Source organism: Achromobacter agilis, assembly GCF_900496965.1.
In the GTDB taxonomy this organism is placed as follows: Bacteria; Pseudomonadota; Gammaproteobacteria; order Burkholderiales; family Burkholderiaceae_B; genus Achromobacter; species Achromobacter agilis.
In genome coordinates, this window is sequence record NZ_UFQB01000018.1 from 70881 (window position 1) to 94958 (window position 24078).

General features: G+C 67.7%; 19 protein-coding genes. 8 read left to right on the plus strand and 11 right to left on the minus strand.

The window, feature by feature from the left end:
• Positions 1-42: 42 nt before the first annotated feature.
• On the minus strand, positions 43-1350 hold the full coding sequence (gene phoR, locus AGI3411_RS20080; RefSeq protein ID WP_129529099.1) for a phosphate regulon sensor histidine kinase PhoR: 1308 nt from the start codon (positions 1348-1350) through the stop codon (positions 43-45).
• A 12-nt stretch (positions 1351-1362) separates the two neighbouring features.
• Positions 1363-2061: a phosphate regulon transcriptional regulator PhoB gene (phoB, locus tag AGI3411_RS20085; RefSeq protein WP_006227196.1), complete on the minus strand. Its 699-nt coding sequence runs from the start codon at positions 2059-2061 to the stop codon at positions 1363-1365.
• Between the two features lie 161 nt (positions 2062-2222).
• Here phoB and ubiE point away from each other — a divergent pair, with 161 nt between their 5' ends.
• The 6 genes from ubiE to rfaE2 all read left to right on the plus strand — a co-directional run bounded on the left by ubiE (position 2223) and on the right by rfaE2 (position 8335).
• A complete protein-coding gene (ubiE, locus tag AGI3411_RS20090; protein ID WP_129529100.1) occupies positions 2223-2999 on the plus strand; it encodes a bifunctional demethylmenaquinone methyltransferase/2-methoxy-6-polyprenyl-1,4-benzoquinol methylase UbiE in 777 nt (258 codons plus the stop codon).
• A gap of 179 nt (positions 3000-3178) precedes the next feature.
• Positions 3179-4174, plus strand: coding sequence for a Tim44 domain-containing protein (locus AGI3411_RS20095; RefSeq protein WP_129529101.1), 996 nt, complete (start codon positions 3179-3181; stop codon positions 4172-4174).
• Positions 4175-4356: 182 nt separating this feature from the next.
• The gene (locus AGI3411_RS20100; protein WP_129529102.1) at positions 4357-4995 is read left to right on the plus strand and encodes a ubiquinone biosynthesis accessory factor UbiJ; all 639 of its coding nucleotides are present in this window, start codon (positions 4357-4359) and stop codon (positions 4993-4995) included.
• A 3-nt stretch (positions 4996-4998) separates the two neighbouring features.
• A complete protein-coding gene (ubiB, locus tag AGI3411_RS20105; RefSeq protein ID WP_129529103.1) occupies positions 4999-6552 on the plus strand; it encodes a ubiquinone biosynthesis regulatory protein kinase UbiB in 1554 nt (517 codons plus the stop codon).
• A gap of 180 nt (positions 6553-6732) precedes the next feature.
• Complete coding sequence (locus AGI3411_RS20110) at positions 6733-7611, plus strand: ferritin-like domain-containing protein (protein WP_129529104.1); 879 nt, start codon at positions 6733-6735, stop codon at positions 7609-7611.
• A 235-nt stretch (positions 7612-7846) separates the two neighbouring features.
• Positions 7847-8335: a D-glycero-beta-D-manno-heptose 1-phosphate adenylyltransferase gene (gene rfaE2 / locus AGI3411_RS20115; protein WP_129529105.1), complete on the plus strand. Its 489-nt coding sequence runs from the start codon at positions 7847-7849 to the stop codon at positions 8333-8335.
• On the opposite strand, the gene AGI3411_RS20120 is transcribed toward rfaE2, so the two are convergent.
• The 6 genes from AGI3411_RS20120 to AGI3411_RS20145 form a co-directional block, all read right to left on the minus strand.
• Positions 8332-9663 (minus strand): TolC family outer membrane protein, encoded by a 1332-nt coding sequence (locus AGI3411_RS20120; protein WP_129529106.1) that lies wholly within the window; start codon positions 9661-9663, stop codon positions 8332-8334. The genes rfaE2 and AGI3411_RS20120 overlap by 4 nt on opposite strands.
• A 79-nt stretch (positions 9664-9742) precedes the next feature.
• Positions 9743-10423, minus strand: coding sequence for a protein-L-isoaspartate O-methyltransferase family protein (locus tag AGI3411_RS20125; protein ID WP_043544965.1), 681 nt, complete (start codon positions 10421-10423; stop codon positions 9743-9745).
• Between the two features lie 101 nt (positions 10424-10524).
• Positions 10525-11367, minus strand: a complete 843-nt coding sequence (gene thiD, locus AGI3411_RS20130; protein WP_129529107.1) for a bifunctional hydroxymethylpyrimidine kinase/phosphomethylpyrimidine kinase — start codon at positions 11365-11367, stop codon at positions 10525-10527.
• A complete protein-coding gene (locus AGI3411_RS20135; protein ID WP_129529108.1) occupies positions 11364-12179 on the minus strand; it encodes a thiazole synthase in 816 nt (271 codons plus the stop codon). Before AGI3411_RS20135 ends, thiD begins: the two co-directional genes overlap by 4 nt.
• Positions 12180-12329: 150 nt before the next feature.
• On the minus strand, positions 12330-13262 hold the full coding sequence (locus AGI3411_RS20140) for a cobalamin-binding protein (protein ID WP_129529109.1): 933 nt from the start codon (positions 13260-13262) through the stop codon (positions 12330-12332).
• A gap of 53 nt (positions 13263-13315) precedes the next feature.
• Positions 13316-15361, minus strand: a complete 2046-nt coding sequence (locus tag AGI3411_RS20145) for a TonB-dependent receptor (RefSeq protein ID WP_129529110.1) — start codon at positions 15359-15361, stop codon at positions 13316-13318.
• Positions 15362-15806: 445 nt separating this feature from the next.
• Here AGI3411_RS20145 and metH point away from each other — a divergent pair, with 445 nt between their 5' ends.
• Positions 15807-19580: a methionine synthase gene (gene metH, locus AGI3411_RS20150; RefSeq protein ID WP_129529111.1), complete on the plus strand. Its 3774-nt coding sequence runs from the start codon at positions 15807-15809 to the stop codon at positions 19578-19580.
• A 56-nt stretch (positions 19581-19636) separates the two neighbouring features.
• On the opposite strand, the gene iaaH is transcribed toward metH, so the two are convergent.
• Together iaaH and AGI3411_RS20160 are read right to left on the minus strand one after the other, a co-directional pair.
• Positions 19637-21100 (minus strand): indoleacetamide hydrolase, encoded by a 1464-nt coding sequence (gene iaaH / locus AGI3411_RS20155; RefSeq protein ID WP_129529112.1) that lies wholly within the window; start codon positions 21098-21100, stop codon positions 19637-19639.
• Between the two features lie 94 nt (positions 21101-21194).
• The gene (locus AGI3411_RS20160) at positions 21195-21965 is read right to left on the minus strand and encodes a class I SAM-dependent methyltransferase (protein ID WP_129529113.1); all 771 of its coding nucleotides are present in this window, start codon (positions 21963-21965) and stop codon (positions 21195-21197) included.
• Positions 21966-22049: 84 nt separating this feature from the next.
• On the opposite strand from AGI3411_RS20160, the gene AGI3411_RS20165 reads away from it, so the two are divergent.
• On the plus strand, positions 22050-22871 hold the full coding sequence (locus AGI3411_RS20165) for a helix-turn-helix transcriptional regulator (RefSeq protein WP_129529114.1): 822 nt from the start codon (positions 22050-22052) through the stop codon (positions 22869-22871).
• 28 nt (positions 22872-22899) lie between these two features.
• On the opposite strand, the gene mutY is transcribed toward AGI3411_RS20165, so the two are convergent.
• A complete protein-coding gene (gene mutY, locus AGI3411_RS20170; RefSeq protein ID WP_165359221.1) occupies positions 22900-23970 on the minus strand; it encodes an A/G-specific adenine glycosylase in 1071 nt (356 codons plus the stop codon).
• Positions 23971-24078: the final 108 nt, after the last annotated feature.

A 24078-nucleotide genomic window follows, 5' to 3' on the forward strand; every position in this document is an offset into this window, starting at 1 on the left:
CCATCCGTGCCGCGCTTGCGGCACGGATGGGCGCATGGGCGGTCAGTTCGCGGCGTCGACGGCGATGCGGTCGGGCGGGAAGCGCAAAGCGAATACGCTGCCCTTGCCCTGCTCGCTGGTGATCAGCAATTCGGCGTCATGGCGCATGGCGATGTGCTTGGTGATCGCCAGGCCCAGGCCGGTGCCTCCCACGGCGCGCGAACGGCCGCGGTCCACGCGGTAGAAGCGTTCGGTCAGGCGGGGCAGATGGCGGGCCGGGATGCCGATACCGGTGTCCTGCACGCTGTAGCGCGCGCCGCCGTCCTCGTCGCGTTCCCAGCGCACGGTGATGGTGCCGCCGTCGGGCGTGTAGCGCACGGCATTGGTCAGCAGGTTGGATAGGGCCGACGCCAGCTCGGTTTCGGCGCCCAGCACGTCCAGGGATTCATCGATGTGCCATTCCAGCACGTGGCGGCCGCCCGACAGCGCCTCGATCTGCTGGCGGGCCTTCTGCAGCAGGGCGCTGATATTGACGGCGCGCGGGTCGGTGCCCGGCGACGATTCCAGCGTGGAGAGAGTCAGCAGGTCTTCCACGATGGCCTGCATGCGCTGGGCCTGTTCGTGCATCATGTCGACGTACTGCTCGCGCTGTTCGGCGGGCAGCGCATCCTCGGGCATGTCGCGCAGCGTTTCCAGGAAGCCCGCCAGCACCGTCAGGGGCGTGCGCAGCTCGTGCGACACGTTGGCGACGAAATCGCGGCGAGTGGTTTCCAGGCGCTCGATCTGGGTGACGTCGCGGGTGATCAGCAGGCGCTGGTTGCTGGCATAGGCGGTCAACTGCATCATCATCAGCCGTTCCTGGCCCTGTTGACCCAGGCGTACCAGGATGGGCTCCGGCCAGGCGGCCCGGTGGGCGTATTCCACGAATTCGGGCGCGCGCAGCAGGTTCAGCAGGTTGTGGCCGCGGTCCGCCGGCAGGCGCAGGCCCAGGTGCTGGCGCGCCATGCGGTTGCACCAGTCGATCTGGAAATCTTCATTGAGGGTCACCGCGCCGTCCGGCAGCGCCTGCGCGGCGGCCAGCATGCCATGCATGGTGTTCTGGGTTTCGGCCAGCTCGCGGGCGCGCGCCCGGGTATAACGGTACAGCGGAGCGAGGATATCGTCCCAGGGGCCGACCGAGGCGGGAGGGGAGGTGTCGGGATTGTTCGCCCAGCGGGAGACGAGGTGCAGCCGCCAGCTGCGCCAGAGCAGCATGCCGGCCAGCGCGGCGCTGAACAGGATCCAGCCTGCCGGGTCTCCAATGAGCCATTGGGCGACAAGCGCCGCGATCGCCCACAGGGCGATCAGGAAAAGGGTGCGCAACCAGATCATCGTGCGGGAGTTTTACCGCGTCGGGAGCTGGGCAGTAAACCGGTAGCCGCTGCCACGGACCGTTTCCACGTGCGCGTCATGGCCGCTGGGCTCCAGCGCCTTGCGCAGGCGGCGGATGTGGACGTCGACCGTGCGTTCTTCCACGAACACGTGGTCGCCCCAGACCTGGTCCAGCAACTGAGAACGGGAGAACACGCGCTCGGGGTGGGTCATGAAGAAATGCAGCAGGCGGAATTCGGTGGGGCCGATCTGCAGCGATTGGCTGTTGCCCGACAGGCGATGCGTCACCGGATCCAGCTTCAGGCCGCCCACGTCGATCACGTCATCGGTGAGCTGGGGCGCGCGGCGGCGCAGTACGGCCTTGATGCGGGCCATCAGCTCCTTCGGCGAGAACGGCTTGGTAATGTAGTCGTCGGCGCCGGCTTCCAGGCCGTCTACTTTGTCCTGTTCGGAGCCCTTGGCGGTCAGCATGATGACCGGGACGGCCCGGGTGCGCTCGTCGTTGCGCAGCTTGCGCGCCATGGCGAGGCCGGACGTGCCGGGCAGCATCCAGTCGAGCAGGATCAGGTCGGGAAGCTCGGCGCGGATCAGCGTCTGGGCCTGGTCGGCGTCGAAGGCGCGCAGCACCTTGTGCCCGGCGAAGGACAGGTTGACGGCGATCAGTTCCTGGATGGCGGGTTCGTCTTCGACGACGAGGATGGTGCTGGACATGGCGGATTTGGCACACTTCTGAGCGCCGGCGCGGCGCGAACATTGCGATAGTATGGCCGCAATATTTCAGGTATGTGACCGCGGCGTGCCGCCCGAGGCGTTCGCGGGCCTCTGCCCGGGGGCCAATAGGCTACCATTGAGCGATATATCGGGAATTCACCATGCAAAACCCCTCCGAATCGCAACATTCCGCGGATTCCGCCTCGCCATCCACCCATTTCGGCTTCCAATCGGTGCCGGAAAGCGAAAAAGCCCGCAAGGTCGCCGAGGTCTTCCATTCGGTCGCCCAGCGCTACGATGTCATGAACGACTTCATGTCGGCGGGCCTGCACCGCGTCTGGAAGGCGTTCACCATCGGCCGCGCCGCCATCCGCCCGGGCATGAAAGTGCTGGACATCGCCGGCGGCACGGGCGACCTGGCCCGCGCCTTCGCCAAGCGGGCCGGCCCCACGGGCGAGGTCTGGCTGACCGACATCAATGATTCCATGCTGCGCGTGGGCCGCGACCGCCTGACCGACGCCGGCCTGCTGGTTCCGGCCGCGGTGTGCGACGCCGAGCGGCTGCCTTTTCCCTCCGCTTACTTCGATCGCGTCAGCGTGGCCTTCGGCCTGCGCAACATGACGCACAAGGACCGCGCTCTGGCGGAAATGACCCGGGTGCTGAAGCCGGGCGGCAAGCTGCTGGTGCTGGAATTCTCCCGCGTCGCCAAGCCGCTCGCGCCGGCCTACGACTGGTATTCCTTCAATGTGCTGCCCTGGCTGGGCAAGAAGATCGCCAAGGACGAGGCCAGCTACCGCTACCTGGCCGAATCGATCCGCATGCACCCCGACCAGGAAACCCTGGCCGACATGCTGCGCACGGCCGGTCTGGAACGCGTGCAGTATTTCAACCTGACCGCCGGCATCGCCGCCTTGCACGAAGGCGTGCGGCTGGGCTGAACGCCACCGTTTGCGGGATATTTCTCCGCCCCTCGCGGAACTTGTGGGGCGGCGTCTTGTCCGTTATTCTTACGGTATTCAGATTGTTGTAAGAAAAGTCGCGACCATGGCCCTGCGATCCGCAGGGCTCCCTGCTGCTCGGGGCGGCAGGGGGCGCGAGTACGAGGGAGCAAAAACTCATGTCCAAATTCTGTATCTCGCGGTTTGTCGCCGCGGCGCTCATCGCCATCTCCGGTGCGGCACTGGTAACGGCATCGTTCGACGCCGAAGCCCGCCGCGCGGGCGGCGGCAGCAGCATCGGCCGGCAATCCTCCAACGTGACCCAGCAGCGCCAGGCCACCACGCCTCCGGCCGCGACCAACAATACGGCGGGCGCCACGGCGGCGCCGGCAGCCGCCGGCGCGGCAACGGCGGGCGCCGCGGGCGCCGCCGCCAAGAGCGGCGCTTCGCGCTGGCTCGGCCCCATCGCCGGCATCGCCGCCGGCCTGGGCATCGCCGCGCTGCTGTCCAGCATGGGCCTGTCGGGCGCTTTCGCCGAGTTCCTGTCGTCCGCGCTGCTGATCGGCCTGGTCGTCTTCGCCATCATGTTCATCGTCCGCCGCCTGCGCGGCGCGGCCCCCCGTACCGCCACACAGGGCGCATTCGGCGGCGCCAATAACGCGTCTGCCGGCCAACAGCAGCAAACGACGTGGCGTGAATCGTTGCAGCCGGCCGCCGCTCCCGCAGCGGCTCCTGTTGCCGCCGCCGCGCCGGCCGCCGTGCCCCAGGCCGGCGATGACAACAACTGGTTCGTGCCGGGCGACTTCGATACGCCTAACTTCCTGAAGCAGGCCAAGGAGCAGTTCATCCGCATCCAGGCCATCTGGGACAGCGGCAGCACCGACCGCCTGCGCGAATTCCTGACCGACGACCTGATCATCGAACTCAAGCCGCAGCTGGCCGAGCGCGGCGCGGCGCCCAACAAGACCGAAGTCGTGCTGTTGAACGCCGAACTGCTGGGCATCGAAACGGTTTCCGACGGCCACCTGGCCAGCGTGCGCTTCTCCGGCATGCTGCGCGAGGCGCCGGGCACCGAGGCCTTCCGCTTCGAAGAGGTCTGGAACCTCTTCAAGCCGGCGTCCGGCGGCTGGCTGCTGGCCGGCATCCAGCAGATCCCGGTGGATTACGCCAGCTGAGGCTGGCGGCCCGGGCAGAACCGCCCTCCGTTGTGGGTGCCGCAAGGCATCTGCTTGAACCGGCCCCTCTAGGGGCCGGTTTTTCCATGTCCCTGCGCAAAACACGCCCTCATCTAACCCGTTACACTCCCGATTTACCCATTAATTCCGGCAACCCGCCCCTTGGGCCGTTGCAGACCGTCATGCTGCCTTTTTCGTTCCTGCCCACTCCTTCGCGGTTGGCTGTTAGCGCGCTCAACGCCCTGTTGCGGCGCGAGGACTGGGCGCGCGAACGCCTGGCCCGGCATGCCGGCAAGACGGTGCGTTTCGCGCTGGGCGGCTTCAGCCTGGGCCTGACGATCGACAGCGAAGGGCTGGCAGCGCAGGCCGATCCCGCGGTGGTGCCCGACGTGACCCTGACGGTCGCGCCCGAGAAACTGCCCCTGCCGCGCCTGGGCGCCGATCGCGACGCGCCCGATTTCGCCGAGGCCACCCACATCTCCGGCGATGCCGCGCTGGCCCAGGTGGTCGCCGACCTGTCCAAGCAGTTGCGCTGGGATCCGGAAGACGCGCTGGCCCGCGTGGTGGGCGACATCGCCGCGCTGCGCATCGTGAGCGGCGCCCGCGCTGTGGCCGGCGGCGCGCGCACGGCCGGCCAGCGCCTGGCCGGGAACGTATCGGAATACCTGTCGGAAGAAAGCGGCGTGCTCGCGGGCAGGCCCGCGCTGGAGCAATGGCGCCTGGATCTGGCCGAGCTGAACGCCCAGACCGACGCCCTGGCCCGTTCGGCGGCCGCGCTCCAAACCCGCCTGGCCGCGGCCGGCGCAAAGCGGGGCGCCTGATCCATGTTTCCTCTGCTGCGCCTTGCCCGCATCGTTCTGGTTTCGCTGCGCTACGGCCTGGACGAGCTTGTGCTTTCCAGCCTGAACCATCCGCTGGCCACCTGCCTGCTGCGCGTCATCCGCCTGGGCACGCGGCCGCGCAAGCCGCGCGGGCTGCGGCTGCGGCTGGCCCTGGAATCGCTGGGCCCCATTTTCGTGAAGTTCGGCCAGGTGCTGTCCACCCGCCGCGACCTGATTCCCGCCGACATCGCCAATGAGCTGGCCCTCCTGCAAGACCGCGTGCCGCCGTTCCCTTCGGCACAGGCGGCCGCGTGCATCGAAGCGGCGCTGGGCGCGCCGCCCGAGAAGCTCTTCGCGCAGTTCGACGTGGATCCGGTGGCGTCGGCATCGATCGCCCAGGTGCACTTCGCCGTGCTGCACGACGGCCGCGAGGTCGCCGTCAAAGTGCTGCGCCCGGGCATGCTGAGCATCATCGAGAAAGACCTATCGCTCCTGAAGGTGGTGGCGCGCATCATCGAGCGCCTTGGCGCCGACGGCCGGCGGCTGAAGCCGCGGGAAGTCGTGGCCGAGTTCGACAAGTACCTGCACGACGAACTCGACCTGGTACGCGAGGCGTCCAATTGCAGCCAGCTGCGCCGCAATTTCGGCCCGGAATCCGGCCGCGGCGACATGCTGATCGTGCCCGAGGTGATCTGGGAATACACAGCCTCCACGGTGTTCACCATGCAGCGCATGTATGGCATGCCGGTGGGGCAGGTGGACCGCATGCGCGAGGCGGGCATCGACATCCCGACCCTGGCGCGCACCGGCGTCGAGATCTTCTTTACGCAGGTCTTCACCGACGGCTTCTTCCACGCCGACATGCATCCGGGCAATATCTACGTGTCGGACCGCCCCGAAACCCTGGGCAGCTACATCGCCCTGGACTTCGGCATCGTGGGCTCGCTGTCGGAGTTCGACAAGAATTACCTGGCGCAGAATTTCCTGGCCTTCTTCCACCGCGACTACCGCCGGGTGGCCCAGCTGCATATCGAGTCGGGCTGGGTGCCTCCCGATACGCGCGAAGAAGAGCTGGAGGGCGCTGTGCGCGCCGTCTGCGAACCGTACTTTGACCGGCCGCTGTCAGAGATCTCGCTGGGGCAGGTGCTGCTCCGGCTGTTCCAGACCTCGCGCCGGTTCAATGTGGAGATCCAGCCGCAGTTGGTCCTGTTGCAGAAGACCCTGCTGAACGTCGAGGGCCTGGGCCGGCAGCTCGATCCGAACCTGGATCTCTGGAAGACCGCGAAACCCTATCTCGAGCGCTGGATGCGCCAGCGCGTCGGGATCAAGGGTTTGCGGCAGAGCCTGGAAAAGGAGGCCGCGCAGTGGTCGCAGATGCTGCCTGCCTTGCCCAGGCTGGTCCATGACCACCTCAGCCGCCCCAATGTTTCGCCGGCCCTGCTGGCCGAGATGGCGCAGCTGCGGCGGGCGCAGGAGCAGAACAACCGGCTGGTTGCAGCGCTGGTTGGGGTCGTGGCCCTTGCAGTCGGGGTCGCGATATGGGCATTGACCCGGTAGGCGGCGCAATGATCTAGACGCCTCTTGTCATGTTTCATTCATGAAACGGTCATCATAGCTTCGCGGGAGACGGCGAAAAATAGCGCTGCGGGGATGGTCGCAGCGCTCGCGCCGATGAGTCGCGCGCGCCATTCATTAATTTTCATAGCCCCATCAGCGGGACGAATACAAGGGCAGAACATGCTTTATCCTGAACTCTTCAAGACCATGGAAGCCGTGCGCTGGAACATGGCGCACGACATTCCCTGGGGCGACTTCGATCGCAGCAAGCTGTCGGACGAGCAGGCGCACACGATCAAGATGAACGCCATCACCGAATGGGCTGCCCTGCCGGCGACCGAGATGTTCCTGCGCGACAATCGCGGCGACAGCGATTTCTGCGCGTTCATGTCGGTGTGGTTCTTCGAAGAACAGAAGCATTCCCTGGTGCTGATCGAATACCTGCGCCGCTTCTGCCCGGACCTGGTGCCGACCGAAGAAGAACTGCACAACGTGCGCTTCGAGTTCGATACCGCGCCCGAGCTGGAAACGCTGATGCTGCACTTCTGCGGCGAAATCCGCCTGAACCACTGGTACCGCCGCGCCGCCGAATGGCACACGGAGCCGGTCATCAAGGCCATCTACAAGACCGTGGCGCAGGACGAGGCCCGCCATGCGGGCGCCTACCTGCAGTACATGCGCCGGGCCTTGCACGACCGCGGGCAGGACACCAGCGAGCAGGCGCGCCTGGCGTTCTCGAAGATCGGCGTGCTGATGGCCTCGGCCAGCCGTAGCCAGCAGGCCCTGCACCCGACCAACCTGCACGTGAACAAGGACCTGTTCCCCAACGACACCGTGCAGTCGCGCTTGCCCGAGCCGGGCTGGCTTGAGCACTGGCTGGACACGCAGATCCGCTTCGACGGCGCCTGGGAACAAAAGGTCGCCACCCGCATCCTGCACATCCTGTCCAAGCTGATGGACCGCAGCTTCGAAACGGTGAAGGACCTGAACCGCTACCGCAAGGAAATGACGGCCTTGATCGTGCCGAAGGAAAAGGAAATCATTCTGGCGGGAGCGTAATGCTCCGGGTGTCTGACTGGCCTTCCCCGTGTGTCTGACACTGGCCGCATTTGCACTTCTCCGGGTGTCAGACACCCGTGGAGGTCGGCCTGAGCCTGACGGGTCTCTCGTAGGGGGTGTCAGACACTGGAGCTGCCTCCTCACAGTGTCTGACACCCCTACGAGCCGGCCTGACGGGTTCAAGACCCTCTGCCTGGGTGTCTGACACCAGAAAGTACGGCTGTACAATTCCGCCATGCCCGCCGCCCGTTTCGAATCCAAGGTCCTGTCCCGCGACGAATGCGTCGCCGCCGTCGCTGCCGGCCGCTATCCGCGGCCGCTGGTGTTCACCAATGGCGTCTTCGACATCCTGCATCGGGGCCACGCGACCTACTTGGACCAGGCGGCCCAACTGGGCGCGACCCTCGTGGTGGCGGTGAACACCGACGAATCGGTGCGCCGGCTGGGCAAGGGTGCCGAGCGCCCGCTGAACCGCATGGAAGACCGTGCCGCCTTGCTGGCCGCGCTGGGCTGCGTGACGCTCGTCACGTCCTTCCACGAAGACACGCCCGAGGCGCTGATCGCGCAGCTCAAGCCGGACATGATCGTCAAGGGCGGCGACTACGACATGGAGAAACTGCCCGAAACCGCCCTGGTCAAGACCTGGGGCGGACGCGCCGTGGCGATTCCCTTCGAGTTCGAACGCTCCACCACCGCCCTCGTGAGGAAAATACAAGGCACCTAGCGCGGCTCGCGCAGCAGGCGGTTGATCGCTTCCAGGTCCGCTTCCGCCAGGATGCCGCTCGTGGCTTTCAGGCGCAGGCTGGCCAGCACCGTGCTGTAGCGCGCCAGCGCCAGGTCGCGCTGGGTGGCGTAGAGCTGCTGCTGGGCGTTGAGCACGTCCAGGTTGATGCGCACGCCGACCTCGTAGCCGGTGCGGTTGGCCTCCACCGCGGCGCGGCTGGATTTCTCGCCCGCTTCCAGGGCTTGGATACGCGCCAGGCCGCTGGTGACGCCGGTGTAGTACTGGCGCGCGGCCTGCACGGCCTGGCGGCGCGCCGCCTCGTAGTCGTGGCGCGCCTTCTGCTCCAGCTGCACTTTCTCGGTCACCTGCGACGACACGCCGCCGCCCGAATACAGCGGAATCGACAGCACGACGCCGACGGTATTGTCGATGGGCTTGCCCGGCGCGGCGTTGCGCATGACGGCGTCGCTGGCGCTGCCGCTGGTGGCCCGCAGGTTCAGCGTGGGATAGTGGCCGCTCTTGGCGATCTGGATTTCACGGCCGGCGATGCGGGTCAGCAGCTGGGCGCGCAGCACGTCCAGGCTGGAGGCTTCCGCCTGGTTGCTCCAGTCGGCGACGCGGGCGGGTTGCGGGGCGGGCAGCTGCACGCCGTAGGGCAGTTCGGACAGCGCGCCGGGGGGCGTGCCGATGATCTTGGCCAACTCGTCGCGGCGCACTTCCAGGTCGTTCTGCAGGCGCAGCTCCTGGGCCACGACCAGGTCGTAGCGCGCCTGGGCCTCGTAGGTGTCGGTGATGGTGGCGTTGCCCAGCTCGAAGTTGCGCTTGGCGGACTCCAGTTGGCCGGCCACGGCGGCCTTTTCGGCCTCGGTGGCGGTCAGCGTGTCCTGGGCGTAGAGCACGTTGAAGTAGGCATCGGCCACGCGCAGCAGCAGGTCCTGGTAGGCCTGCTGCAGTTGCACTTCCACGTCGGCCACGACCAGCTTGGATTGTTCGTAGTTCTGCCAGCGGCCCCAGTCGAAGAGGGGCTGGGTGAGGGACAGGTCCCAGACGCCGCGTCCGCCGCTGTAGGCGATGCCCATGCCGCGGGTGCTGCGGGTTTCCTGGTAAGCCCCGCCGGCCTCGGCGGAAATCAGGGGAAGGAGCAGGGAGCGTGCCTGGGGTTCTTTTTCCAGGCCGGCACGGTAGTTGGCCCGCGCGGCGGCGTAGAGCGGGTCATTGCCCAGCGCCTCCTGCCAGACCTGGATCAGGTTCTGCGCCTGGACGGGCGACGGACCGACGCTTGCGGCGCAGGTGAATACCAATAAAGCCGTAAGCAATCGGACGCGCATGATTTTCAACGATACGCCGGGCCGCCCGGGGCGCCGTCAACCCTGCGAAGGCGCGGACGCGGGGCGGCAGGGTTGGGACTCAGAACTTGAACTGCGACACCGTGACGCCGCGCAGCGGCTTGATGACCGTTTCGAACAGGTTCACCGTTTCGAAGCTGGCCGCGGTGGTGCGGGTGATGCGACAGGCGGTCATGACGGGCGCCTGGCCGACGACGACGACCAGGCGGCCACCCACGCGCAACTGGTACTTCAGCGCGTCTGGCACCGTCGGCACGGAACCCGTGACGAGGATGGCGTCGTATTCGGTGGAGCCCCAGCCGTTGCGGGCATCGCCGGTTTCGACCTTGACGTTGGTGACGTTGTTCATTTGCAGGTTCTGCTGCGCGAACGTCACCAGGCGGCTGTCGATCTCGACCGACGTGACCTGTTGCGCCAGGTAGCCCAGCAGCGCGGCCTGGTAGCCGGAGCCGGTGCCGATCTCCAGCACGCAGTCGGACTTGGTCAGCAGCAGCTCTTGCGCCAGGCGGGCTTCTACCTTGGGCGCGAGCATGGTTTGGCGCGTATTGACCGCGTTGATTTCAAGCGGCAGTTCCAGATCGGAAAACGCCATCGCGCGCAGGGCCGGCGGAACGAATTGTTCGCGGCGCACATCGAACAGCGCTTGCAGCACGTTGGCGTCCAGAACATCCCAGGGGCGGATCTGCTGTTCCACCATGTTGAAGCGGGCTTGTTCTACGTCGGGCAAGGTCGAAGCGTTCATGACGGTCAGAAAAAACAGAGGAATCAACTGAGCATTGTACCGATTCGTAGCGTACTGTGACGCCCCGGCCCGCCGAGAGGTGTTTCAGCCGCCGTTCGGGCCTACCACCAGGCGTGGAAGTGGTGGACGGGCCCGTGGCCGGAACCGACCGACAGGCGCTCCGCGTGGCGGATGGCCTCGGTCAGGTAGGCCTTGGCGCGGCGCGCGGCCTCTGGTACGTCCCCGGTTTGTGGCAGCAGCGCGGCCAGCGCCGCGGAAAGCGTGCAGCCGGTGCCGTGGGTATTGACCGTGGCAATGCGGTGGCCGGGCAATTCGATCATCCGGTCGCCGTCGTGCAGCAAATCGATGGTGTCGTTGCCGGGCAGGTGGCCGCCCTTGACGAGCACCCAGCGTTCGCCGGAATGGGCCAGTTTGTTGCGCAGCCGCTCGGCCACGCGCCGCATTTCCTTGACGGTCTCGACCGGCCGTTCCTCCAGCAGCACGCCGGCTTCGGGCAGGTTGGGCGTCAGCAGGGTGGCCTGCGGCAGCAGGGCCTCGCGCATCGCGCCCACGGCGTTGCGCTCCAGCAGCAGGTCGCCGCTCTTGGCCACCATGACCGGGTCCAGCACCACGTGGGCCGGGGTCCATTTGGCCAGCTTTTCGGCCACGACCTGGATCACTGGGTGCTGGCCCAGCATGCCGATTTTGACGGCGTCGATGCGCACGTCTTCGAACAGCGTGTCGATCTGCTGGCCGACGAAGGCGGGCGGCACCGCCGAAATGCCGGTGACGCCGCGCGTATTCTGCGCGGTCAGCGCCGCGATGACGGAGCAGCCATAGGCGCCCAGGGCGCTCATGGCCTTTACGTCGGCCAGGATGCCGGCGCCGCCGGAAGGGTCGACCCCGGCGATCGTCAGTGCGTTGGGAATGGGGCGGCCGCTGGCGGCCGGCGCGCGCGAGCTCATTTGGCGCCACCGCTGGCCGGACCGGCGGTGATCAGGCCTTCGGTGGGCGAGCTGGGCGCGCCGCTGTACAGCTTTTTGGGCATGCGGCCGGCCAGGAAGGCTTCGCGGCCGGCTTCCACGCCTTTCTTCATGGCGCTGGCCATCAGGATGGGATCGCGCGCGCCAGCGATGGCGGTGTTCATCAGGACGGCGTCGCAGCCCAATTCCATGGCGATGGCGGCGTCCGACGCGGTGCCCACGCCGGCGTCCACCACGATCGGCACGCGGGCCTGGTCGATGATGAGGCGCAGGTTCCAGGGGTTCAGGATACCCATGCCCGAGCCGATCAGCGAGGCCAGCGGCATTACGGCCACGGCGCCCAGGTCTTCCAGCATGCGGCACTGGATGGGATCGTCGGTGCAATACACCATGACCTTGAAGCCGTCGTCTACCAGCGTCTTGGTGGCTTTGAGCGTTTCGGGCATGTTGGGGAACAGGGTGTGCGGGTCTCCCAGCACTTCCAGCTTCACCAGATCATGGCCGTCCAGCAATTCGCGCGCCAGGCGCAGCGTGCGCACGGCGTCGTCGGCGCTGTAGCAGCCGGCGGTGTTGGGCAGCAGCGTGAACTTTGACGGCGGGACGTAGTCCAGCAGGTTCGGTTCGCCGGGGTTCTGGCCGATATTGGTGCGGCGGATCGCGACGGTGACGATCTCGGTGCCGCTGGCGTCCAGCGCCGCGCGGGTCTGTTCGAAGTCCTTGTACTTGCCTGTGCCGACGAGCAGGCGCGACGAGTAGGCGTGGCCGGCGATGGTGAGCGTGTCTTGAGTGGTCATGGCGGTGTTTCAAAGGGCGGGTGCGCACGATGCGAGGCCCGCGGGGACTGGCGTATCGCTGCACGAATGATAAAGCACGACGCCGATCGGCAAACTGGTCCGGCGGAATGCTGCGTTCCACTAATTGAAGATAGTGGCATGGCGGCCGGATCAGCCGCGCAGGCGGTCCAGGTCGGCGCAGAGCGTTTCGGCCGCGTCCAGCAGCCGCGGCCCGGGGCGGTACAGCGCGTCCGCATCGATCCCGTAGACGTGGCCCTGGCGGGCGGCGGGCAGGCCGAGCGCCTGCCAAGCGGCGAGGTTTCTCGGCGTGTCTTCGGGCCGGCTCACCCCCGCCAGCACGGCCTCGGGGCGGGCGGCCAGCACGCTCTCCAGCGTGACCTGCGGGGCCACGACGGGCGCCTGGCCGAAGACGTTGACGCCGCCGCAGGCGCGCAGGGCGTCGCTGACGATGCTGGAGTCGTTCAGCGTGAAGATGGGATCCAGGCCGGCCTGGACGAACACGCGCACCGGCCGGCGGCCGGCGTAGCGCGCCGTCAGGGCGTCCAGCCGGGCGCGCAGGGCCTGCGCGGCGGCCCGCGCCTGGGGTTCGGTGCCGAACAGGATCCCCATGCGCTCCACGGCGTCGGGAATGGCCGCCAGCGTCAGCGGATCGCTGTAGAAGACCGGCACGTCCAGCTTGTCCATGACGCGGACCAGCGGCTCGGCGGGGGCCGCCTGCCAGGCGATCAGCAGGTCGGGGCGGGCGGCGGCCACGCGCTCCGGATCGGGCTGGGTGCCGTCGCCGATGACCGGCAGGCGGCGGGCGGCGGGCGGATAGTCGCTGCCGCGAATGGTGGCGATGAGGTAGTCGCCCGCGCCGGCCGCATAGACGAGCTCGGTGGCGTGGGGCGCCAAGGTGATCGCGCGCCGGGCGGGCGCCCGCAGGACGACTTCGCGGTTGCGGTCGTCCAGGACCCGGATGCCGGCGCCGGCGGCCAGGTCGGCCGCAGCCTGGCCCGCCGCGGCCGAGCCCGCGGCCAGCAGCATGCCCAGGGCCAGGAACAGCCCCGGAGCGATGCGAGGGTAGGCGCGTGCGGGTGTCATGCCGGAAGCCGATGCGGTCTACGGAGAACGCCGACTATATCGGATGTCCGCAATCAATAGCGCAGCGTGAGCGACGCATAGAAGTTGCGGCCCGGCGCGGGGTACAGGCTGTAGTTGGCGACGGGGCCCAGCATCTCGAACGACGCGTTGCCGCCGCGGATGCCGTAGGTGGCGTACTGGCGGTCGAAGATGTTGTTCACGCCGATGGCGCCTTCGATGTTGCGCGTGAACTTGTAGGCCACCTTGGTGTTGAACAGCACGTAGGCATCCAGTTCCTTGGCGAACTGGTTGGCCTGGTCGTTGTCCATGCGCGACTTGCCCACGTACTGCGCCGTCACGTTCCACAGGAACGCGTCGGTGGGGCGCCAGGTCACGCCGGCGTTGGCCAGCCACTTGGGCGCCAGCGGCACGGTCTTGCCGGCCAGATCCACGCCGGCGTAGGTGCCGGAGCGGAATTGCGCTTCCATCCAGGTCAGGTTCGCGTCCAGCGCCAGGCTGCTGGACAGGGCGGTGTGGCCTTCCAGCTCGATGCCCTGGCGGCGGGTCGGGTCCAGGTTGGTGTTGGCGCCGGTGCCGGGGCCCCACATGCCGTCGGCCAGCGGGTTGTACTGGATCTCGTTGGTCAGGTCATAGCGGAAGTACGACAGGCGGGCGCTGTTTTCGGCCGATTGCCAAGTCACGCCGATTTCCTTGTCGGTGGAAGTCTGCGGGGCCAGCGGCGTCTGAACCGACAGCAGTTCGTCGGCATTGGGCAGGCGGAAGCTGCGGCCGACCTTCCCGTACACACCGAAGCCGGAGGGCAGGTCCTGGCGCACGCCCAGCTGCCAGGCGGTCAGGTGGTTGCTGCGGTCGGAGGCGGTGCCCGAGCCGGAAATCACGTCCAGGTCGTCGGACGCGTACTGGCGGCGCACGCCGGCCGTCACGTAGGTGCTGTCGGTGGCGCGGACCTGGCCTTCGGCGAACAGGCCGTACTGGTGCTGGCGCGATTGCCACTTCGACGGCTGGAAGTCGTAGTAGGCATTCTGGTTGGCGGTGGTCTTGGCTTCCTGGCCGTCGGCCCCGAAGACGAGGCTGTGGCCGCCTTCGATCGGCAGGCGGTAGCGCACGCTGGCGATATTCTCTTCCAGCTTCTGGTCGCGCAGGATGTCGCCGAAACCGTCGTAGGACAGGCCGTTCAGCTTCTTTTCGCGGGTCGACAGGTCGGCGTACAGCGTGCCGACGCCGATCGCCTGTTCCAGTTGCAGGCCGAAGGTGGTGGTCGTGGTTTTGACGAAGTCGACGTCGTTTTTCGAACCGCGCGGATCGTCCTGGTACTCGTTCACGCCGGTGGTCGGGTTGATCGAGCGCGGGCCGGGCAGCTCCAGCTTCTGCGTCGTGGTGCGGCCGTACAGGCGGATCGAGCCGTCGTCGTGGCGGAAGGTGATGCCGCCGCCGCCGCCTTCGCGGCGCTCGCCGCTGTGGTCGCGGTAGCCGTCGGTGTGCAGCGACTGCATGTAGGCATCCACGCCCACTTTTTCATTGTTCAGGGCCACGGCGGCGTCGTACTGGCGCAGGCCGTAGCTGCCGAAGGTGGCCGTCGCGCGGGCGGTTACCGGCTCCTTGGCGAAGTCCTTGCGGGTGATGATGTTGATCACGCCGCCGGTCGTGCCGCCGCCGTACTGGACGGAGCCGCTGCCGCGCACGATCTCGATGCGCTCGACCTGGTCCAGCGGCACCACGCCCAGGCTGGGCGCGGACAGATCGTTGGTGTTCTGCTTGACGCCGTCGATCAGGATCAGCGTATTGCTGGCGCCGGTGATGCCGAAACCGCGCAAGTCCACGATGGCGTTGTCGCTGGAGCCGGTGGTGTTGACCAGGTGGATGCCCGCCTGCGTCGACAGCAGGTCCTGCATGGTGCGGGCGCTGCTGGCCTCGATGTCCTGGGCGGTGATGACCGAGATGGATACCGGCAGCGTGCGGCCGTCGGTCGGCACGCGCTGGGCGGTGACGGTGACGGCGTCGAGCTGGGGAGTGGAGGAGGCAGCTTGCTGGGCGGCGGCGAGGGCCGGGGCGGAGCAGAGCAGGGCGCCGGCATAGCGCCGGATGGAGCGGGTTTTCATCTACGTAACCTCGATACGACCCGCGACCCCGCAGGCCATGCACGATGGAGAGGACGTCCTCGCCGCGGCGGGCCGGTGAGGGCCTGGCGGCAATGCATGGACTTCCTGGCGATCGAACTGGCCGGTATCGGGCTGCCATGGGCGCGTCGCGCGCATGGGGACCGTTGCGGGGGCAGCACAGGCTGGAGCCGGGGGGGGGGGGGCGCCTTGTGGGGCCCTGCCGTCCTGCGGACATCTTCCTGTTTCCCGTTTACCTTTCGCACGCGGCCTGCAAGTGTTGCGTTCTTGCATGCGCTCTGCGCCGAAAGCACCGGTTCGGGGCCGAAACTGTATCACCGGGAGGCGCGAACTAGCCCATTTTGTTACGATCAGGGCTTGTTTTTCCGGCGTTTTTCGCTTTTTAGCCACACTGCGCCGCCGTTGCCAACTCCATCCGGACCTGCCCGTGTCGTATCCCCGCCTGCCGTACCCGCCCGAAGCCTATACCCAGGGTGGCGAATTCGCCCGCCTGCTGGGTAAGCGCATTCTGATCCTGGATGGCGCCATGGGCACCATGATCCAGCGCTACAAGCTGGGCGAGGCCGATTTCCGCGGCGAGCGCTTTGCCGCCCACGGCAAAGACCTCAAGGGCGACAACGAGCTGCTCTCGCTGGTGCGTCCGGACGTGATCTCCGAGATCCACCGCCAATACCTCGAGGCCGGCGCCGACGTCATCGAGACCAATACCTTCGGCGCCACGTCGATCGCCCAGGGCGACTACGACCTGCCGGAACTGGCCTACGAGCTGAACCTGGTGTCCGCCCGGCTGGCGCGCGAGGCCTGTGATGCCTACAGCACGCCGGACAAGCCGCGTTTCGTGGCCGGCGCGCTGGGCCCGCAGCCCAAGACGGCCTCGATCTCGCCCGATGTGAACGATCCCGGCGCTCGCAACGTCACCTTCGACGAACTGCGCACCGCCTACATCGAACAGCTCAACGGGCTGCTCGACGGCGGCATCGACATCGTCCTGATCGAAACCATCTTCGACACCCTGAACGCCAAGGCGGCCATCTACGCCACCGAGGAAGTGTTCGAGCAACGCGGCATCCGCCTGCCCGTCATGATCTCCGGCACCGTGACCGACGCGTCCGGCCGCATTCTCTCCGGCCAGACCGTCGAGGCCTTCTGGAACTCGGTGCGCCACGCGCGTCCCGTCACTGTCGGCCTGAACTGCGCGCTGGGCGCGGCGCTGATGCGCCCTTACGTGGCCGAACTGTCCAGGATCTGCGACACCTACGTCTGCGTCTATCCCAACGCCGGCCTGCCCAATCCGATGGCCGAAACGGGCTTCGACGAAACGCCGGCCGACACCTCGGCGCTGCTGGAAGAGTTTGCGCGCGCCGGCCTGGTGAACATGTCCGGCGGCTGTTGCGGCACCACGCCCGACCACATCCGCGAGATCGCCGCGAAGGTGGGCTCGCTGACGCCGCGCGCCGTGCCGGATATTCCGGTGAAGACCCGCCTTTCGGGCCTGGAGCCCTTGAACATCGACGAAGACACGCTGTTCGTCAATGTGGGCGAGCGCACCAACGTGACGGGCAGCAAGATGTTCGCCCGCCTGATCCGCGAAGAGAAATACGACGAGGCGCTGGCCGTGGCCCGCCAGCAGGTCGAGAACGGCGCGCAGATCATCGACATCAACATGGACGAAGCCATGCTGGATTCGGTGGCGTGCATGCACCGGTTCCTGAACCTGATCGCCTCCGAGCCGGACATCGCGCGCGTGCCGATCATGATCGACAGCTCCAAGTGGGAAGTCATCGAAGCCGGCCTGAAGTGCGTGCAGGGCAAGCCGGTGGTGAACTCCATCTCCATGAAAGAAGGGCTGGAGCCCTTCCGCCACCATGCGCGCCTGTGCCGCCGCTATGGCGCGGCCGTGGTGGTGATGGCGTTCGACGAGCAAGGCCAGGCCGACACGCTCGAGCGCCGCAAGGAAATCTGCGGCCGGGCCTACAAGATCCTGGTCGAGGAAGAAGGCTTCCCGCCGGAAGACATCATCTTCGACCCCAACGTCTTCGCGGTCGCCACCGGCATCGACGAGCACAACCACTACGCCGTCGACTTCATCGAAGGCACGCGCTGGATCCGCGAGAACCTGCCGCATGCCCGTATTTCAGGCGGCGTCTCCAACGTCAGTTTCTCGTTCCGCGGCAACGAGCCGATGCGCGAGGCCATCCACACAGTGTTCCTATACTACGCGGTCCGGGAAGGCATGACGATGGGCATCGTCAACGCCGGCCAGCTCGGCGTGTACGCCGACCTGGATCCGAAGCTGCGCGACCTGGTCGAAGACGTGATCCTGGACCGGTCCGAGCCCGTGGGCAAGACCGAGGCCGACGACGAGCGCACGCCGACCGAGCGCCTGGTGCAGTTCGCCGACAGCGTGAAGGGCTCGGGCGCCAAGAAGGAAGAAGACCTGACCTGGCGCAATGCCGAGGTCGAACAGCGCCTGTCGCACGCGCTGGTGCACGGCATCACCAACTTCATCGTGGAAGACACCGAAGAAGTGCGCCAGAAGATTTTCGCGCGCGGCGGCCGTCCGATCGAGGTCATCGAAGGCCCGCTGATGGACGGCATGAACGTCGTGGGCGACCTGTTCGGCGCGGGCAAGATGTTCCTGCCGCAGGTGGTCAAGTCCGCCCGCGTCATGAAGCAGGCCGTGGCGCACCTGATCCCCTTCATCGAAGAAGAGAAGCGCCAGATCGCGGCGGCCGGCGGCGACGTGCGGGCCAAGGGCAAGATCGTCATCGCCACCGTCAAGGGCGACGTGCACGACATCGGCAAGAATATCGTGTCGGTGGTCCTGCAGTGCAACAACTTTGAGGTCGTGAACATGGGCGTGATGGTGCCCTGCGCGCAGATCCTGGAAAAGGCCAAGGAAGAGAACGCCGACATCGTCGGCCTGTCCGGCCTGATCACGCCCAGCCTGGAAGAAATGGCCTACGTCGCCAGCGAAATGCAGCGCGACGAATACTTCCGCAGCCGCAAGCTGCCGCTGATGATCGGCGGGGCCACCACCAGCCGCGTGCACACCGCGGTGAAGATCGCGCCCAACTACGAAGGCCCGGTCATCTATGTGCCGGACGCCAGCCGTTCGGTCGGCGTGGCCACCAACCTGATGTCGGACCAGGCGGACGCCTACCTGGCGGAACTGGCCCAGGACTACGAAGAGGTGCGCCGGCGCCACGCCAACCGCAAGGCCACGCCCATCCTGCCGCTGGCGCAAGCGCGCGCCTCGCGCCCCGTGATCGACTGGGACAACTACACGCCGCCGCGCCCGAAGTTCATCGGCCGCCGCACGTTCAAGAGCTATGACCTGGCCGAGATCGCGAAGTACGTGGACTGGGGCCCGTTCTTCCAGACCTGGAGTCTGTTCGGCCCGTTCCCGGCCATCCTGGACGACAAGGTCGTGGGCGAACAGGCGCGCAAGGTCTACGCCGACGGCCTGGCCATGATGAAACGCATCATCGAAGGCCGCTGGCTGACCGCCAACGGCGTCGTGGGTTTCTACCCGGCCAACAGCGTCAACGACGAAGATATCGAGGTCTACAAGGACGAGACTCGCAGCGAGGTGCTGTTCACCTACCGCAACCTGCGCCAGCAGGGCGCCAAGCGCGAAGGCGTCAGCAACAAGTCGCTGTCGGACTTCATCGCGCCCAGGTCCAGCGGCAAGCTGGACTACATCGGCATGTTCGCCGTCACGGCAGGCCTGGGCATCGAGAAGAAGGAAGCGGAGTTCGAGAAGGCGCTGGACGACTATTCCAGCATCATGCTGAAGTCCCTGGCCGACCGCCTGGCCGAGGGCTTCGCCGAGTGCCTGCACGCGCGCGTGCGCCAGGACCTCTGGGGCTACGCGCCCGACGAGGCCCTGTCCAACGACGACATGATCGCCGAGAAGTACGTCGGCATCCGGCCGGCGCCCGGCTACCCTGCGTGTCCGGAGCACGTGGTGAAGACCGACATGTTCCGCGTGCTGGACGGCGCGGACATCGGCATGATGCTGACCGACAGCTACGCCATGTACCCGGCCTCCAGCGTGTCGGGCTTCTACTTCAGCCACCCTCAGTCGCAGTACTTCAACGTGGGCGTGATCGGCGAAGACCAGCTGCAGGATTACGCCGCCCGCAGCGGCCGCAGCATCGAAGACCTGAAGCGCACCCTGGCGCCGAACCTGGGCTGAACGGGGCGCAAGGCAAGGCCGGCCCCCTCGGGCCGGCTTTTCTTTTGCGAAGGGCGCTAGCGCGGCGGCCCGGCCAGCCGGCCCAGCACGGCTTCCAGCGTCAGGCCGATTGCCAGGATCTTCCTGTCTTCGCCGGGCAGGCCGTCCACTTCCAGTCCCACGGGCAGGCCTTGCTCCGAAAGGCCCGCGGGCACGCTGAGTCCGGGCAGGCCGGCGTTGCTGCCCGGATCGACGTTGCGGGCGAGCCGGGTGAAGTTCTCGAGGCTGCTGGCTTCCGGCGCGGACGCCATGGGCATGACCGGCGACGTGGGAAACAGCAGGCCGTCGAGCGCATGGTCCTGGAACGCGCGGCGGTAAACGCCGATGAGCTCGCCGCGATGCACGGCCATGGCGCGTTCGTACAGCGGCTGCAGCGGCAGCAGCTCACCGGACGGCGTGGGCAGGACGCCCGGCATGATCAGGCCGTCGAAAATCGCTTTGACGTCCGGGCTCGATATCTGCGCCGCCACCTCTTCGACGCTCACCCCGGCGCCGTAACGCCGAAGGTAATCCGCCAGGTCCGCCTTCTGTTCGTACAGGCAGACCGGCATGCCGACCGCGGCGTTGCTGGCCTCCAGGCCCGGCATGTCCAGTTCCACGAGCTGCACGCCCGCGGCGCGCAGCCTGGCGAGGGCGGCGTCCGTTGCCGCCTGCACCTGCGGGTCCAGGTCCTTCCAGAAATACGCATGCAGGCCCAGCCTCAATCCGCTTGCCGGCAGGGGCGCCAGGGCCTGGTCGCCGCCGGCCAGCACGGAGTCCAGGAGCACGATGTCGTCCATGCAGTTGGCGATGGGGCCCGGGGTGTCGCGCGTGTGCGAGATAGGCGTGATGCCCGCGCCGTCATACCGCCCCACCGACGGCCGGAAGCCGGCGGCGCCATTCAAGGCGGCGGGCAGGCGCACCGAGGCGCCCGTGTCGGTGCCCAGCGCGGCGGGGGCCAGGCGCGCGCCCACGGCCGCGCCGCTGCCCGAGGACGAACCGCCGGCGATGCGGCTGGCATCGTAGGCATTGCGCGTGCCCACGCTCTGCGCGCCGGGGAACGCCGTGTTGTAGCCCGACACCCCGAACGCCAGCTCGTGCATATGGGTCTTGCCCACGATGACGGCTCCCGCCTCGCGCAGCCGTTGCACCACGGGGGCGTCCTCGGCCGGCCGGAACTGCTTCAGGGCGGGCGTGCCCGCCGTGTTGGGCAGGCCGGCTACGTGGATGTTGTCTTTGATGGCGACGGGCACGCCTTCCAGCGGCCTGACGGGCCGGCCGGCCTGGCCGCGCGCCGCGTCGCTGGCGGCGGCCTGGGCGAGCGCGCCATCCCGGTCGACGGTGATGAAGGCATTGAGGTCTTCGCGCGCGGCGATGCGGTCCAGGCACGCCTGGGTCAGCGCGACGCTGGTGAGGCTGCCCTGGCGGATCAGGGCGGCCGCCTGCGTGACGGTCAGGTCCGCCGGCGATGTGTGGGGCGGCTGCTTGGATGAGTCGGACATGGCGCTTCCTTGTTGTACGGTTTCCGGATCATCCGTATCTATACAAGGTCGGCGCGCCGCCTGTCGAGCGCGGCGCCTGTCCGGGGCGGCGGATTCAACCGGGCTTCTTCACCACGATGGTGGCCGTGTCGCTGGTGAAAGAGCTGTCGTCCTGCACCTCGAAGTGCGCGCGAACGACGTCCGGCGCGATACCGAACATGTGGCGCAGCGCGGCCACCAGCGTATCTGGCGTGCGCATGCGCGTCACCCAGGACTGGAACTCCAGGGGCAAGCGGCGAGGGACCAGGCCCTGCAGCGTGAAGCCGGCCTCGGTCAGCATCCGGGTCCATTCGGCGACCGAATAGTCGCGCACGTGAGAGGTATCGCGCAGCACCTCGATCGTCTGCAACCAGGTGTCCAGCAGCGGCTCGCCGGGCGAAACCACGTCGGCGAACACGGCGGTGCCGCCCGGCTTGAGCACGCGGAACGCCTCGCGCAGGCCGCGCCCGGCATCCTGCCAGTGGTGGGTGGAATAGCGCGACATCACCAGATCGAATTCGCCGTCGCCGAACGGCAGGTATTCGGCCTTGCCCTGACAGGTGGCCAGGTTGGCGAGCCCGCGTTTGGCGGCTTCGCCGGCGACCACGTCCAGCATCTGTTGCGACAGGTCGTAGGCGGTAACGTGCTGGACCAGCGGGGCGACGTGAAAGCTCACGTGGCCGCCGCCGCAGCCCAAGTCCAGCAGCCGGGCGCCGGAATGCTGGCCGGCGATGCCGGCCATTTGCAGCAGGTCTTCGCCCTGGGCGTGGACGGCGCTGGTCAGGTAGGCGGTGGCGCGCGGGCTGAACTGGCGATGGACGGCGTCGTCGTGCGTGCTGGAGGTCATGGGAATCCTTTGGTTGGAAAAAGCGGCGCAGGCGCTAAGATAGGCGCGCCGCTATACACGTACAAGCCCATTGCTGATCCTGGTATGACTACTTCCCCCCAGCCCGGCGCCGCCGGCCATGAAGGTTCCCGCGTGCGCCGCCAGGCGCTGGGCGAATTCGTGCGCAGCGCCCGGTCGCGCATCACGCCCCAGATGGCCGGCCTGCCCGAAGGCATGCGCCGCCGCACTCCCGGCCTGCGGCGCGAAGAGGTGGCGCAACTGTGCGGCATCAGCGTGACCTGGTACACCTGGATCGAACAGGGGCGGGAAGTCTCGGTATCGCCTTCGGTCTGGTCGCGGATCGCCGGCGTGCTGCAATTGGCGCGCGCGGAGCGCGCCTATCTGTTCGACCTGGCCGACTGCGCCGACCCGCAGCATCCCCGCGATGACGGGGGCGGCGTGCCGGGCTCCCTGCAGGAATGCGTGAACGCCATCAACGCGCCCGCCTACGTGCTCGACCGCGCCTGGAACGTGCTGGCCTACAACGAGCCGCTGCGCGACCTGTTCGACGATTGGCCCCGGCGCGACGCCGAACCCAACCTGCTGCGCTACATCTTCATGGACCCGGCCGCGCGCGAACTGGTGGTGGACTGGGACCAGCGCGCCCGCCGCGTGGTGGCGGAATTCCGCGCCGACGCCGGCGCGCACCTGGATGAGCCGGCGGTGCTGGCGCTGCTGGACAGCCTGAGCCGGCAAAGCCCCGTGTTCGCGCACTGGTGGACCCGCCACGCGGTGGTGGAGCGCGAAGGCGGTCTGCGCGAGTTCCAGCATCCGCAGCGCGGCAAGCTGGCCTACCAGCAAATCACCTTCCGGCTGGCGACGCACCCGGACCTGAAGCTGGTGATGTTGCTGGGGGCGGGGGCGTAGGTGGGAGCGAAGCCTCGATTTAGGCTGCTCAGTCCCGGAACAACCCGCCCTGCATGCCGGCCTCCACCAGGCCCTGCAGCAGCTTCTTCACGGGAGCGGGCAGGGCCACGGAGGCCAGCTCGCCGGCGGGGACCCAGCGTTCCGGTTGCGAGGATTCGCGCAGAGCGGCCGCGCGCACCGGGACCAGCCAGGGCCGGATGTGCAGGCGGTAGTGCGTGAATGTATGGGCGAAGGCGGCGAGTTCGTAGCGTTCCTCGGGCTCCAGCCCCAGCGCGCGCGAGGCGCTGTCCGGGTCCTGGGCCGTGTCGAATTCGGGCAGGCTCCATAGGCCGCCCCAGATGCCGGGTTCGGGCCTTTGCTGCAGCAGGAACGCACCCTGATGGCGCAACACCAGCATACAGGTCTCGCGTTCCGGAATGGCCTTGCGCGCCTTGGGCGTGGGCAGTTCGGCCTGGCGGCCTTCGCGGCGGGCCACGCAGCTGTCCGCCACCGGGCACTTGCCGCAGGCGGGCTTGCCGCGGGTGCAGAGCGTGGCACCCAGGTCCATCAGCCCTTGCGTGTAGGCGGCCATGTCCAGATCGGGCGCGGCCTCGACCTGCGCGTCCGCCAGCGCCCATAGCCGCTGTTCGACCTCGCGCTTGGCCGGATCGCCCGCGATGCCGAAGTGGCGGGTGAACACGCGCTTGACGTTGCCGTCCAGAATGGGGGAGCGCTCGCCGTAGGCGAACGCGGCGATCGCCGCCGCGGTGGAGCGGCCGATGCCGGGCAGCGTGGCGATGGCTTCGGCCGCGGGCGGGAAGCGGCCGTTCCAGTCGCGCGCGATCTCCTGGGCGCAGCGATGCAGGTTGCGGGCGCGGGCGTAATAGCCCAGCCCGGCCCAATAGGGCATCACGTCTTCCTGGCTGGCCGCGGCCAGGGCAGCCACGTCCGGGAAGCGCTCAAGGAAGCGGTCGTAGTAGGGGATGACCGTCGCGACTTGCGTCTGCTGCAGCATGATCTCGGATAGCCAGATCCGATAGGGGTCCTGGGTGTTCTGCCAGGGGAGATCGTGGCGGCCATGCCGGCGCTGCCAGTCGACGATACGTGGGGCGAAGTCCATGGCGGCAATTATCGCATCGCCCTATTGCCGGGGGTGGGGCGACCGGTTACAACCAATGTAAACAGAAGCGCGCCAGCGCCCGGAATTCACGTCCCCTGCTCGCCCGCG